This is a genomic window from Arthrobacter terrae (assembly GCF_015708085.1).
Classification (GTDB): domain Bacteria; phylum Actinomycetota; class Actinomycetes; order Actinomycetales; family Micrococcaceae; genus Arthrobacter_M; species Arthrobacter_M terrae.
The window spans coordinates 35,749-49,121 of sequence record NZ_JADNYM010000011.1 but is presented as its reverse complement, the minus strand read 5'-3'; the positions used below and the strand labels follow the sequence as shown (position 1 = coordinate 49,121).

General features: G+C 62.2%; 11 protein-coding genes. 9 read left to right on the top strand and 2 right to left on the bottom strand.

Annotation, left to right across the window (positions count from 1 at the left end):
• Window positions 1–2 precede the first annotated feature (2 nt).
• The 3 genes from IV500_RS09960 to IV500_RS09950 all read left to right on the top strand — a co-directional run bounded on the left by IV500_RS09960 (window position 3) and on the right by IV500_RS09950 (window position 4,305).
• Entirely contained in the window at window positions 3–1,208 is a 1,206-nt protein-coding gene (locus tag IV500_RS09960) for a quaternary amine ABC transporter ATP-binding protein (RefSeq protein WP_196396655.1), read from the top strand.
• On the top strand, window positions 1,208–3,229 hold the full coding sequence (locus tag IV500_RS09955; protein WP_196396654.1) for an ABC transporter permease: 2,022 nt from the start codon (window positions 1,208–1,210) through the stop codon (window positions 3,227–3,229). Before IV500_RS09960 ends, IV500_RS09955 begins: the two co-directional genes overlap by 1 nt.
• A gap of 101 nt (window positions 3,230–3,330) precedes the next feature.
• The gene (locus tag IV500_RS09950; protein WP_196396653.1) at window positions 3,331–4,305 is read left to right on the top strand and encodes an ABC transporter substrate-binding protein; all 975 of its coding nucleotides are present in this window, start codon (window positions 3,331–3,333) and stop codon (window positions 4,303–4,305) included.
• Between the two features lie 104 nt (window positions 4,306–4,409).
• On the opposite strand, the gene IV500_RS09945 is transcribed toward IV500_RS09950, so the two are convergent.
• A complete protein-coding gene (locus IV500_RS09945; protein ID WP_196396652.1) occupies window positions 4,410–4,844 on the bottom strand; it encodes a nucleoside deaminase in 435 nt (144 codons plus the stop codon).
• Window positions 4,845–4,901: 57 nt separating this feature from the next.
• The gene (locus IV500_RS09940; RefSeq protein ID WP_196396651.1) at window positions 4,902–6,407 is read right to left on the bottom strand and encodes a PucR family transcriptional regulator; all 1,506 of its coding nucleotides are present in this window, start codon (window positions 6,405–6,407) and stop codon (window positions 4,902–4,904) included.
• A gap of 165 nt (window positions 6,408–6,572) precedes the next feature.
• Here IV500_RS09940 and IV500_RS09935 point away from each other — a divergent pair, with 165 nt between their 5' ends.
• The 6 genes from IV500_RS09935 to IV500_RS09910 all read left to right on the top strand — a co-directional run bounded on the left by IV500_RS09935 (window position 6,573) and on the right by IV500_RS09910 (window position 13,340).
• A complete protein-coding gene (locus IV500_RS09935) occupies window positions 6,573–8,105 on the top strand; it encodes a purine-cytosine permease family protein (RefSeq protein WP_312875886.1) in 1,533 nt (510 codons plus the stop codon).
• Between the two features lie 82 nt (window positions 8,106–8,187).
• On the top strand, window positions 8,188–8,985 hold the full coding sequence (locus IV500_RS09930) for a creatininase (protein WP_196396650.1): 798 nt from the start codon (window positions 8,188–8,190) through the stop codon (window positions 8,983–8,985).
• 193 nt (window positions 8,986–9,178) lie between these two features.
• Window positions 9,179–10,582 (top strand): MFS transporter, encoded by a 1,404-nt coding sequence (locus tag IV500_RS09925; protein ID WP_196396649.1) that lies wholly within the window; start codon window positions 9,179–9,181, stop codon window positions 10,580–10,582.
• Window positions 10,583–10,645: 63 nt separating this feature from the next.
• Window positions 10,646–11,902 (top strand): aminopeptidase P family protein, encoded by a 1,257-nt coding sequence (locus tag IV500_RS09920; protein ID WP_196396648.1) that lies wholly within the window; start codon window positions 10,646–10,648, stop codon window positions 11,900–11,902.
• Between the two features lie 149 nt (window positions 11,903–12,051).
• Window positions 12,052–12,855 carry an IclR family transcriptional regulator gene (locus IV500_RS09915; protein ID WP_196396647.1) on the top strand — a complete coding sequence of 268 codons (804 nt, stop codon included), beginning with the start codon at window positions 12,052–12,054 and terminating at the stop codon, window positions 12,853–12,855.
• A gap of 59 nt (window positions 12,856–12,914) precedes the next feature.
• Window positions 12,915–13,340, top strand: coding sequence for a cupin domain-containing protein (locus tag IV500_RS09910; protein WP_196396646.1), 426 nt, complete (start codon window positions 12,915–12,917; stop codon window positions 13,338–13,340).
• Window positions 13,341–13,373 lie beyond the last annotated feature (33 nt).

Sequence of the window (13,373 nt, the reverse complement as noted above, 5' to 3'; positions counted from 1 at the left end):
CGATGAACAGCCCCGTTATTTCGGTCCGCAATCTCTGGAAAGTCTTCGGTTCCGGGGGTGAAAAGGTTCCCGGTAATGCCGGGCTGTCCGGACAAAGCTCCGCCGAGCTGCTCGAAAGCACCGGCTGCGTGACGGCCGTGCGGAACATGAATTTCGACGTCGCCAAGGGCGAGGTGTTCGTGGTGATGGGGCTTTCCGGGTCGGGGAAGTCAACTCTGATCCGATGCCTCACCCGGCTGATCGAACCAACATCGGGGCAGGTACTCGTGGACGGCCGGGATGTACTTCAGGCCGGCACCTCGGAGCTGCGCGAGCTGCGCCGGCGCAAGATCTCCATGGTGTTCCAGCATTTCGGCCTGCTCCCGCACCGTACGGTCCTGGACAACGTCTCCTACGGCCTGCAGATCCGGGGTACGGCCAAAAACGAGCGGTACACGAAGTCCCAGGAGATCATTGACCTTGTGGGGCTCACGGGCTACGAGCAGCACTATCCCGACCAGCTTTCCGGTGGCATGCAGCAGCGCGTCGGACTGGGACGGGCGCTGGCCGGAGACCCGGATACCATCCTCTTCGACGAACCCTTTTCGGCCCTGGATCCGCTGATCCGCCGCGATATGCAGGCCGAGGTGATCCGGTTGCACAAGGAGATGGGCAAGACCATGGTCTTCGTCACCCACGACCTGTCCGAGGCCCTCAAGCTCGGAGACCGCATCCTGATAATGCGCGACGGCGAGATGGTCCAGATGGGCTCCGGTGACCAACTGGTGGGTTCCCCGGCAGACAGCTACATCGCTGACTTCGTCTCCGAGGTACCACGGGCCGACGTCCTGACGCTCAAATGGATCACCAAAACGGTAGCGTCCAGCACGGCCCTTGATGGTCCCGTGCTGGCTGCAGGGACGTTGATCAGAGATGCCATTCCCGTGGTGATGAGCACCATCTCTCCGGTGCTGGTGTCCAACGGCGACGGAACAATCCTCGGCCAGATAGACCGCGACTCCATCCTGTCGGTTATCCACGGCTCCGGTAGCCATACGTCCGACGGCCGGAATTCCGGCCACCATATTTCCGGCGGCCCTACTTCCGGCAACAACGGCGCTGCCTTCCCCGCCGCGGGCGGCCGCGACAATGAGACTGTCCCCAATAAGGAAGTACCCGGTAAGGAAGCAGCCGGCAAAGAAGCAGCCAGCAAAGAAGCAGTCGTCTGATGGCTACGCTACTGCAGGACCGCCCGGCAGCAGCCAGGCCCGCCCGTAGCCCGGTGGCCGGCCGCCGGGTCAGCCGCCGGACCTGGCTGCTGCTGGCGGCCGCTGTCCTGTGGCTGCTCGGCTTCTTGTTGCTGCGGGGAACCGGCACGCTGGCCCTGCCGGCCTCGGAACTGACTGACCTGCACCGGAGCCTTAACCGCTTCAACGGCTGGATCGCGGAGAACCGCGACGGGAATCCCGTTTTCATGTACATCCTCACGCCCCTGCGCAGCGCCGTAGGACTGGTCGCCGGCTTCTTCATGGCCGTCTTTGCGGCCAGCCCCACCGGCGAAGTCATCCCGGTCCTGGGCTGGCTGGGGACCGTTGCCGTGCTGACCTGGATCGCGTTCGCCGTCGGCAACATCAGGGTCGCGCTGCTGACCGCCGTCGTCTTCACGTTCTTCGGGATACAGGGACTGTTTGTCGATGCGGCCTATACCTTTGCCCTGGTGCTCACGGCCGTGCTGTTGACACTGATCGTAGGCATTCCATTGGGGGTGCTGGCCGGGACCAGCAACCGGGTGCAGAAGGTCGTCACGCCGGTGCTGGACTTTATGCAGACGATGCCCACGTTTGTGTACCTGGCTCCGCTGGCGCTGATCTTTCTGATCGGACCCGCGTCCGCCGTAATCGCCACCGTAATCTATGCCGCCCCGCCGGTCATCCGGCTGACGTCCCACGGCATCCGCAGCATTCCCGACAACACCAGGGAGGCATCCGATTCGCTGGGCACCACCGGTTGGCAGCGGCTGCACACCGTACAGCTGCCGATGGCACGCAGGACCATTGTGATGGGCATCAACCAAAGCACGATGGCTGCACTGTCCATGGTCACCATCGCGGCTCTGATCGCCGCCCCGGGACTGGGTCAGGTCGTCGTCGTCGCCCTACAGTCCCTGGACGTGGGCACGGCCGTCAACGCCGGCCTGGCCATCGTTTTGATGGCCATCGTCCTGGATCGCGTCACCACGGCGGCCAGCCAACGGGCAGAGCCCGGTGCCCGACGGGCCAGAAGGCTTTCCGGGCGCGCCAGGTACGTCGTCCTCGCGGGCACGCTGCTGCTGACCTTCGGAATCGTGCAGGTCTCCCGCACCATCCTGTGGGCCGCTGTCTTCCCTGCACGGCTGAACTTTGGCGCGGCCATCAGTGACGGCGTCACCGCGGCCAGCGGCTGGCTGCAGGCGAATCTGTACTTCCTGACCCACTCCTTCCGCGAATCGGTGACGGTTGGCATCCTGAACCCGTTCCAATCGCTGCTGACCGAGACACCGTTTTATCTTCTGGTGGTCGTGATTGCCATTGCCGCCTACGCCATTGGCGGCTGGAAGCTGGCAGCGGTGACCACCTTTTGCCTGGCCGTGATCGTCTCTCTGGGGCTATGGAACGACGCCATGGTGACGCTGGCCAGCACCCTGCTGGCGACCGTGATTGTGATGCTGCTGGGCGTGGTCTTCGGCGTGGCGATGGGACGCTCAAGCCGGATAGATGCGGCCATGCGGCCGATGCTCGACGCCGGCCAGACCATGCCGGCGTTTGTTTATCTGGTTCCCTTCCTCGGACTGTTCGGGGCCACCCGCTTCACCGCCATTGTGGCCGCCATCATTTACGCCGCTCCGGTGGCCATCAAGATCACCGCGGACGGCATCGCCGCCATTTCGCCCACGGTGGTGGAGGCGGCCGTTTCCAGCGGCTCCACCCCGTGGCAGGTCATCAGCAAGGTCCAGCTTCCGATGGCCCGGAAAACGCTCGCCCTGGCCGCCAACCAAGGGTTGATGTATGTCCTGGCGATGGTGGTCATTGGCGCCCTGGTCGGCGCCGGCGGTCTGGGCTATGACGTGGTCGCTGGCTTCGTCCAGAGCTCGGTCTTCGGGAAGGGCCTGGCAGCGGGACTGGCCATTGTCTTCCTCGGTATTCTGCTGGACCGCATCACCCAGGCAGCCGCCGCAACGCCCGGCAGGAAGCCGGGTGCCCGAAAGACCTGACCCCAGCATGCCGACCTCAGCATGACGACTTCGGCATTGCGACCTCAGTTTCACCGATGGCATTCCGACCAGTACCGCCCCCACCCTAAAGAGAGAGAATTATGTCCAGAACCGCAGGGCTCCTAAAACGCAGTCTCCCCGCCGCCGCCGCGACCGTCGGGGCACTCATGCTGCTCACCGGCTGCGGCGGCGCAGCCGTAAACCAGTCGGCACCCGGCGCCGCGGCCAAAACCGACTGCGGGACGGTCAACGTCGCGTTGAACGCCTGGGTTGGATACACCGCCGATGCCGCGGTGTACAACTACGTGGCCACCAACAAGCTTGGCTGTACCGTGGTGGAAAAGAACCTGAACGAGCAGATCTCCTGGCAGGGATTCGCCTCCGGCCAGGTGGACGTCATAATTGAAAACTGGGGCCATGACGATCTGACGAAACAGTACATCACGGATCAGAAAGTCGCCGTCGACGCCGGTCCCACCGGCAACGTGGGCCACATCGGCTGGTACGTACCACCGTGGATGGCAGCAAAGTATCCCGATATCACGGACGGCAAAAACCTGAACAAGTACGCGGACCTGTTCAAAACGTCCGAGTCTGCGGGCAAGGGGCAGGTGCTCGACGGCGACCCGGCCTTCGTGACCAACGACGAAGCGCTGGTGAAGAACCTCAATCTGGACTACAAAGTGGTCTTCTCCGGCTCCGAAGCCGCGCTCATCCAGTCGTTCCGGACAGCCGAAGCGAACAAGACGCCGCTGCTGGGTTATTTCTACGACCCTCAGTGGTTCCTCTCAGAAGTTCCATTGGTCAAAGTAGAACTCCCGGCATGGACTCCCGGTTGCGACGCCGACCCGGAGAAGGTCGCGTGCGACTACCCGGAGTACAAGCTGAACAAGGTCATCTCCAAGAAGCTCGCCGACAGCGGCTCGCCGGCGGCGAAACTGGCCACCGCCTTCAACTGGACCAACGAGGACCAGAACTCGGTGGCCAAGGATATTCAAGGCGGCATGAAACCCGACGCCGCCGCCAAGAAGTGGGTTGATGCGAACGGCAGCGTCGTGGACGGCTGGTTGAAATAGATCGCTGCATCCAAGGGACGTGCGGGTCCACCCGGCGACTGGGCGGACCCGCACGCCGCCGCCGTCGTCGTCGTCCGGGGTAAAACGCCACCATCGGCTCGGCTTTAGTCAGCGATGTCCTCGGCCCAAAGTTCCGCATGGTCGCGTTGGAAGCTTCGCATCATGTCGATGCAGCGCTCATCGTCCAGAACCACTACCTCCACCCCGCGGGAGCGCAGCAGCTCGAACTCCCCCGGAAATGTCCGGGCCTCACCCACAACCACGCGTGGAATCTTGAACTGCAGGATGGTGCCGGTACACATGGCGCACGGTGCAAGCGTGGAATACAGCACCGTATCACGGTAGCTTTTTTGCCGGCCGGCGGCCCGCAGCGCTGACATTTCACCATGCGCGATCGGGTCCCCGCGCTGAACCCGCTCATTGTGACCCGACGCCACCACTTGCCCATTGCGCGCCAACGCCGCTCCAATCGGAATGCCGCCCTCACGCAGGCTTTTCCGGGCTGCCGCTACGGCTGCCTCAAATGCGGGATCGATCATCAGCTTCTCCTTGTTCGTGATGCGCAGAATTTTTCGTCCAGCGGTCCCGCCATGCCGTTAGCGCAGTCGTGAAGCGTGCACGTGATGCGGGAGGGTTGCGGCTAGCCGGACGGCCAGATGCAATCCAGCCATCTTGCCCGTGCCGCGCGGATCGCCGCCAAGTAACTCGAATATCCTGGTTAACCGATTGTGCATTGACTGGCGCTCCAAAAACAGTATTCGGGCAGCTTCCGCCGTATTACAACCGGTTACGAGCCACTGATCGAGTGTCTCCAGGAGCTTGGTACCGCGGCGTTTATCGTACTCCAGTAGTTCGCCGACCAATTCCTGGGTCAGGCGGGCCACGGCCAACGCCGGCAGTGCACCGGCGGCCAGCCGCTCCACCACAAAGTTTTCGCTGTCCCACAGGTTATTGCCGACCTTGGACGCCGGACCCAGGGAATGCGCAAGCTTGGCCTCGCTCAAGGACCAATGCGCCAAGGTGGCATCGACGACCGTTGGGCCCATGACCCCGGTGACGGCAATTTCGGCGAGCTCCTTCTCCAATGTCTCCAGTATGCTAAACCGTCGCTGCCGGGTCCCGACGTTTCCCAACGGGATCAGTGCATAGACGTTCCCGCCCTCCTGATAGGTCCGCACACCGGGGCAGCACCGACGCACCGCCCGTTCCGCGGACCCCTGGATATTGGCCAGACCTATCCTCCGGAACTCCATCATCAGTACGGGCTGGTCGGTGGGGAATTTGGCTATCGCGCAAAACTCCTTCACCTGCGCCGCCCCGGAGCCATCCAACACCGCCCGCATCAAAGTGGTGTCCGCTACCTGGGACAGCGTCGGCTGGTATCGCTGCGACAGAGCCAGAGCCAGCGTTCCGCTGAGCCTCTCACCGATGGTCCGGAGCACGGCCGCGTCGCTGCTGGCCCGGCGGTGGATGCTCAGTTTCGCCGTCGCGATGCCCCCGATGAAAATTTCCACCTCAATGAGTTCGGCCTGCTCCATCGCCTCGCCAGCCGTTTCCAGCACGGCTCCGCGCAGATCCATCAGCACCACCTGCGTCTTCAGCGATTTCGCCAGGAGGTCCATCAGCGTCGACAAGGTGGCGCCGGAGGCCAGCGCTTCCATCAAGTGCTGGGCTATGGAGTCGGCAGTCTGCAGGGCGGCAATCTGCTTGGAGACGATGCGCCGGTTAATGTCTTCGGCCACGTCCACGAACGGGACGACTGATTGAAACTCGATGAGAGGCAGGGATGAGTCTTCGGCGGCCTGAACCAGTTCCGCCGAAAGCTTACGGCTTAATCCGGCCGTTTCGATGACAAGGGCACTGACGTGCCGCTCGGCCAGTCGGCGGATGTAGTCCTGCTGTGCCGCTGGCTTAAGTCCTAAGAGAGCTGCCCCTCCCGTCAGCAGAAGTTCCTCCCCGCGCAGGAGCGGAGCGATTTGCAGCACCTCACTTGAATGGACCCAGCGGACCGAGTTCACCGCGATCATCGCCCGGCCCGCGCGGATACGCGGACGGCCCGCGCGCACGAGTTCATTGTCCAGCACCTCGGCCAGAGGAAGCATAAATCGTTTCCCTTCGTTAGCCGCTAACTGCTCGAAAACAGCCCGGCAATGGACACAGTGTCAAGTTTTCCCCGCGGGGATATGGACACTTGCAACATATCATGTGGTGCCCATCACACGTAAACTTCTGCAGGGACCTTCAATCAGCGGCGGAAAGAGTAACCAGTGAAACAAAGATCGGCGACTAAATCTGAAGACGCCACCCAGGAAGTAGAAGATATTCTCCAGCCAGTGCCGGAATCGGCGCGGACCACTAAGCTCTCGGGTCAGTTCTGGATCTGGGCAGGTGCCAATGTGGCCCCCATCAACTGGATCCTCGGCGCACTGGGAATCCAATTGGGGCTCGGCCTTTCCGATACGCTCTTCGTGCTCATTGTCGGAAACCTCATCGGTATGCTGGGTTTCGGCTTCTTCGTCATCTTGGGCCAGAAAACCGGTGCCACCGGGATGTTGCTCTCCAGAGGCGCCTTTGGGCGCCGGGGCGCCTACCTGCCAGCGGCAATCCAAGCCACGATTGCCATCGGATGGGCGGCCGTGAACACCTGGATCATTCTGGACTTGGTCATGGCCCTCTTCGCGCTGATCGGCTGGGTGGACCCGGCGGCTTCCAATTTCGGCTGGCGCATCGCCACAGCCGGCGTCATTATGAGCATCCAGGTCATTATCTGCTACCGCGGCTACCACGCCATCGCCAAGTTTGAGCGCTGGACCATGCCGCCCACGATCGTGGTCCTCATCGCCATGTCCATCCTCGCCTGGACACACCTGAACATCGATTGGTCCTACGCCGGCCCGGCAGGAGAAGTCCTCACCGGGATGCCCCGCATTGCCGCGATGTCCGGCGTGATGACCGCTATCGGGATCGGCTGGGGAATCGGCTGGTTCACCTACGCACCGGACTATTCGCGGTTTGTGAGCAGGAAAATACGACCGGCGAAACTGTTTACCGTCAGTGTGCTGGGCCAGTTCCTGCCGGTCGTTTGGCTCGGCATTCTCGGCGCCAGCCTTGCCACCAAGAACGGAAGCGCGGACCCGGGAGCTCTCATCGTGGAGAATTTCGGCACGTTTGCCATTCCTGTCATCCTGCTCGTCATCCACGGTCCGATCGCCACCAACATCATCAACATGTACACCTTCGGTGTCGCGGTACAAGCGCTCGATGTCAAGGTGTCCCGCAAGAAACTGTCCATCCTGGTCGGCGCCCTTTCTATGCTTGCCGTAATCGGCTTCATGTTTGCCCGCAACTTCGGTGAATTGCTGGACACCTGGCTGATCGCGATAGTGGCCTGGGTTGCCACGTGGGGCGGCATTATGGCCGTGCACTATTTCGTCTTTGAACGCCGGCACAAGAACTTCAGCTATCTGTTCCTCCCCCCGGAGAAAACCCATCTCAAAGCATTCAATCCGGTCGCGTTCATTGCATTCTTCGCCGGGATTGTCATGACCTGGATGTGCATGTACGGCGCCATCCCCGCCCTGCAGGGACCCATCGCCACGGCCTTGGGCGGAATCGATTTTTCCTGGCTGGCTGGCACCATCACCTCCGCGGGCCTGTATTTTGCGCTCGGCTACCCTCGCTTCCGCAGGCGCCTCCGGGCCGGTGTGCCCTTGGGCATCCGCCTTGACCTGCAGGACGATGCCGTGCTGGCAGAGCATGGCGATGCCTGCGCAGAGAAAATCCCGGAACCCGTGGTCTGAGCCCGCACCCCCGCTGCGGCGGCCATTTCGGCCGCCGCAGCGTTCACTTCCCTGCATGCCACACCCACCGAGGAGCACCACCATGGGCACATCAGTATTTCTGGAAGACCTGGACGCCTTCGCCTATCGCGAGGCTCTGGCGTCCGGGGAGGCAATTGTCCTCATCCCTGTCGGTTCCTTGGAGCAGCACGGGCCGCACCTGCCGCTGGGAACGGACACCATCTTGTCAACGCATTTCGCGCAGGCAGTGGCCACCCGGCTGGGGGCGCTTGTTGCCCAGCCCATCGCCTACGGCTACAAGTCACAGCAGAAGTCCGGCGGCGGCAACCACCTTTGCGGCACCACCAGCCTGGACGGCGCCTCGCTCATTGGCGTGGCGCGCAATCTGGTCAAGTCCTTCCTGAACCAGGGCGTCCGGCACGTGGTCTTTGTCAACGGGCACTTCGAGAACTACCAGTTCCTCTATGAAGGGATCGACCTGGCCCTGGAGGAACTCGGGATCGGGCCGGGCGCGAAGCCAAGCGTGTTGCTGCTGTCCTACTGGGACTTTGTCACCCCGGACACGCTGGCCCAGGTCTACCCCGGCGGCTTCCCCGGGTGGGAGATCGAGCATGGCGGGGTACTGGAGACCTCGCTCATGCTCTACCTTGAGCCGGGCAGAGTAGCCATGGACCGCGTTGTCGACGGTCCGGCCGCCGTGCTGCCGCGCTTCGACCGGCTCCCCGTGGTGCCGGACCGCACGCCGGACACCGGCTGCCTGTCCTCGGCAGCCGGGTCCAGCGCAGCTAAGGGTGAACTGCTCCATGGCCAGGTGGTTGACGACTTGGTGATGGATCTGGCCAACGAACTGGTTCGCGAGCCCGCGGGTGTGCCGGCCTAGCGGCGGCATTCGCTTTCCTCGACGCAAATTACTGCTCTGCAACGACGGTGCCGCAACGGGCTAGGCTACGGCGCCGTTGTCGCGGCTGGGGGAAACTCAAACACGCAACCCCTTGACCGTGATGCGAATCACGTCGTACGCTTATGCAACGACGTTGCAACGCTTGCAACCCCAAACCCTTTGGTGGATTCTTATGACGAATGAAACACCCCCAGTAGCTTTGCCCGCCGGTTTGCCGGGCACCGAGCCCTATGCCGGGCCCGCTTCGCCGTCCCCCCGAACGACGACCCTCAGCGGCCAGCAAAACCCCAATGACGGAACCGGCGTTTCCAAGAAAACTCTGCGCCGGGTCATTGGCGCCAGTTTCATCGGCAACTTCGTCGAATGGTTCGACTACGCCGTCTACGGATACCTGGCCGTCACCATAGCGCATGCGTTCTTTCCGGAGACGGACAAGCAGACCGCACTGCTGCTGACGTTCGGCTTGTTTGCCATCTCCTTCTTTGTCCGCCCCATCGGGGGGTTCATCTGGGGGCACATCGGTGACCGGGTGGGGCGCAAGAACGCCTTGTCCTTATCGATTTTGATCATGTCCGCGGCGACCTTCGCGATTGCGCTGATCCCTGATTACAACATCATTGGTATCTGGGCACCGATCCTGCTGCTGCTCGTGCGCGTTGTCCAGGGGTTCTCGGCCGCCGGTGAATACGCCGGCGCCTCGGCATTCCTGGTGGAGTACGCCCCGGCGAACCGGCGCGGACTATACGCAGCCGTGGTGCCCGCCAGCACGGCCACCGGCCTGCTGCTTGGCTCCCTGATCGCATTGCTGCTTTCCGTTTCCCTGTCCCCGGACCAAATGAACTCCTGGGGCTGGCGCCTTCCGTTCCTGCTTGCCGCCCCGATGGGTCTGATCGGCCGCTACATCCGTGTCAAGCTCGAGGACACCCCGGCATTCCTGGCCCTGGAAAAGGAAGACGAGGCGATCAAGGCCCCCGTCACGGACCTGTTCCGCAAGCACTGGCGTCCGCTTCTGATCGCCGTCGGTGCAGTGGTTCTGAACGCGGTCGGATTCTATGTGGTTCTCAGCTACATGCCCACTTACCTCAGTGAGGTAGTCGGCCTGGATTCCTCCGAGTCGTTCCTGGCCACCACGGTCGCCCTGGTCACCTACATTGGCTTCATCTTCCTGACCGGCCTGGCCTCGGACCGGTTTGGCCGGAAACGGGTCCTGATCACCGCATCGATCCTCTTCGTGGTGCTGACCGTTCCGATGTTCCTGCTCTTGAGCACCGGAAACTTCCTGATCATCATCCTGGTCCAGATCCTGCTGGGCGCGATGCTGACCCTCAATGACGGAACGCTGCCCAGCTTCCTGGCCGAACTGTTCCCGACAAAGATCCGCTACAGCGGATTCGCTGTAAGTTTCAACCTCACTAACGCACTCTTTGGCGGCACCGCACTGTTCGCCTCCACACTGCTCATCAAGCTCAGCGGCTCCAACCTGGCACCGGGCTGGTACCTGATGGCGGCCGCCGTCGTATCCCTGATCGCCGTGTCGCTTGCCAAGGAGACCTCGAAGGCGCCGTTGATGCACTAACGGCCCAGGCCCATCCCAGACTTTCCCCTCAATTTACCAATGCAACATCAACAAGGAGACACCATGAGCATCACCATTCCCGAAAACGCCAGCTCCGTATCCGAGCTGGAACGCCTCAAAGTCCTGCACAACGGCGAAAAGGTTCAGCTCACTTTCTCCGATGCAGAGTTTGAACGCCGTCTCGGTGGATTGCGGGAAATCATGGCGGCCAAGGAGCTCGACGCCGTCGTACTGACCAGTTACCACAGCATCAAGTACTACTCGGACTTCCTCTTCACCTACTTTGGCCGCTCCTACGCCATGGTGGTCACCGCGGACGACACCGTCACCGTTACGGCGAACATCGACGCCGGCATGCCGTGGCGACGCGGTTACGGCGACAACGTGGTGTACACGGACTGGCGCCGGGACAATTACATTTTTGCGATCCAAGAGGCCCTGCGCACCCGTGGCATCAACGTCCGCCGGCTCGGCGTCGAGGACGACTCCCTGCCACTGGATAACCGCAATAAGATCCAGGCCGCGTTCAGCGGCGCCACCCTGGTGGACGTGGCACAGGCCGCCATGCGCCAGCGCATGATCAAGTCCGCGGAAGAAATTGCCGTCATTAAGCACGGCGCCCGCATCGGTGACCTGGGCGGAGAAGCGATCCGCAACGCCATCAAGGTCGGCATCACCGAGTACGAGGTCGCCCTGATCGGCACCGAAGCCATGGTGCACGAAATTGCCCGCACGTTCCCTAACTCCGAGATCCGCGACACCTGGGTCTGGTTCCAGTCCGGCATCAACACCGACGGTGCCCACAACTGGGCCACAACGCGCAAGCTCCAGGAGCACGACATCCTGTCCCTGAACTGCTTCCCGATGACCAGCGGCTACTACACCGCACTGGAACGGACCCTGTTCCTGGGCGAGCCCGATGCACGGTCTTTGGAACTGTGGAACGTCAACGTCGAGGTCCACAAGCGCGGACTGGAACTGATCAAGCCCGGCGCCGTCTGCAAGGACATTGCCGCTGAACTCAACGAGATTTACGTGGACCGCGGCCTGCTCGCTAACCGGACCTTCGGCTACGGGCACTCCTTCGGCGTTCTGAGCCACTACTACGGACGCGAAGCGGGGCTGGAACTGCGTGAAGACATCGATACCGTGCTGGAACCGGGCATGGTGGTTTCGATGGAACCGATGATCACCGTGCTGGACGGCCAGGCAGGCGCCGGTGGTTACCGTGAGCACGACATTCTGGTGGTTGGCACCGATGGCGCGGAGAATATCACCAAATTCCCGTTCGGCCCCGAGCACAACATTGTGGGAGCCTAAGACATAACACAGGGCTCAGGCCTGTCCGGACGGCAGGCCGGTCCGGACGGCAGGCCGGTCCGGACGGCAGCGCAGCAAGTACCGTCTCGTGAATGCGGCGCCACGTTTTCGTGACGCCGCATTCGGACGACAAACTCAAAGGGGAAGTAATGACCACTACCGCAGTCCGGGATTCGGCCGACGGCGAAGGCCGTGGAAGCTCCGTCATTGTCAACGCAATTGCGGTACTGCGATGCTTTTCGACCGAAGAACCGCTGCTGGGCGTCACGGAAATCGCCTCCCGGGTCGGCATGCACAAAAGCACGGTCTCACGCATCATGGCCACTTTTGAAGCTGAAAACCTGGTCCGGCAGGATCCGGAAACGCGACGCTACACCCTGGGACTGGGCCTGATCGCGGTCGCGGGCCCCTTGTTGGCAGACCTGGAGGAGCGACGTGTCGCCTATCCAGTGCTGCAGGAATTGACCGAACGAACCGGTGAAACCAGTGCGCTGATGGTTTGGGATAACAATGAATCCATGTGTGTGGAGCAAATTGCCAGCCACCATCAAGTCAAACACACCACCCCACTTGGCACCCGTTACCATGATTCTTTCAGCTCATCGATTCAGGTCTTTTTGGCGCACGAACCCGTTGAACGAGCGCGCAGTCTGCTCACCAGCGGCACTATCGCCTTCCCGGGAATGGATGACGAGGCCCTGGAGGCCTACCTGATCCGGCTAAAGGAGACGTCCGCGCGGGGCTACGCCACAAATTACGGGGAAACGTCACTGGACGAAGCCAGTGTGGCCGCCCCGGTTTTTGATCATCGCGGGAATGTCGTCGCAGCGGTGCTGATACCCGCACCGAGGTTCCGCGTCTCGATCGACACACTGCAGATCCTCGCCGACGCCTGCACCGATGCCGCGGCTAAAATCACCACCCGGCTCGGCGGCGTCGTTCGCCGCGGTTGAGTATCCCCAACCGTCAGGAGGACAAGATGCCGGCACAATCGAAAGGCCAGGAACACCAAATGATTGAACATTCCGGCGAACATGCGTTTAACTACCGGCTGCACGGCGGCTCTCCCGTCCGGATGCAGTGGCATTTCTTCGACCAGTCGGAACTGCGGGTTGCTGTCCAAACCTGGGAACTCCCGCCCGGCGGCTGCGAAGGAATGCACGCCCACACGGACAACGACATGGCGCTCGAAGAAATCTACATTGTCACCGAAGGAACCGGACAGATGGAGGTCAGCGGTGAGACATTTGACATCTCGGTCGGGGACTCAATACTGGCCAAAGTGGGGGCCCACCATGACCTGCGCAACACCGGAACCGGGCCGCTGAAACTCGTGGTCATTTGGGGAGCACCGGGAGCATCGGATTTCTCGGGCTTCGGATCAGCAAAGCTGGCCCGGCAAGTGAGGCAAACCACGCGATTCCCCGCTGCCGGGTAGCTCCTCAGCCGCAGTGCGGTGCAGTCCCCGGCC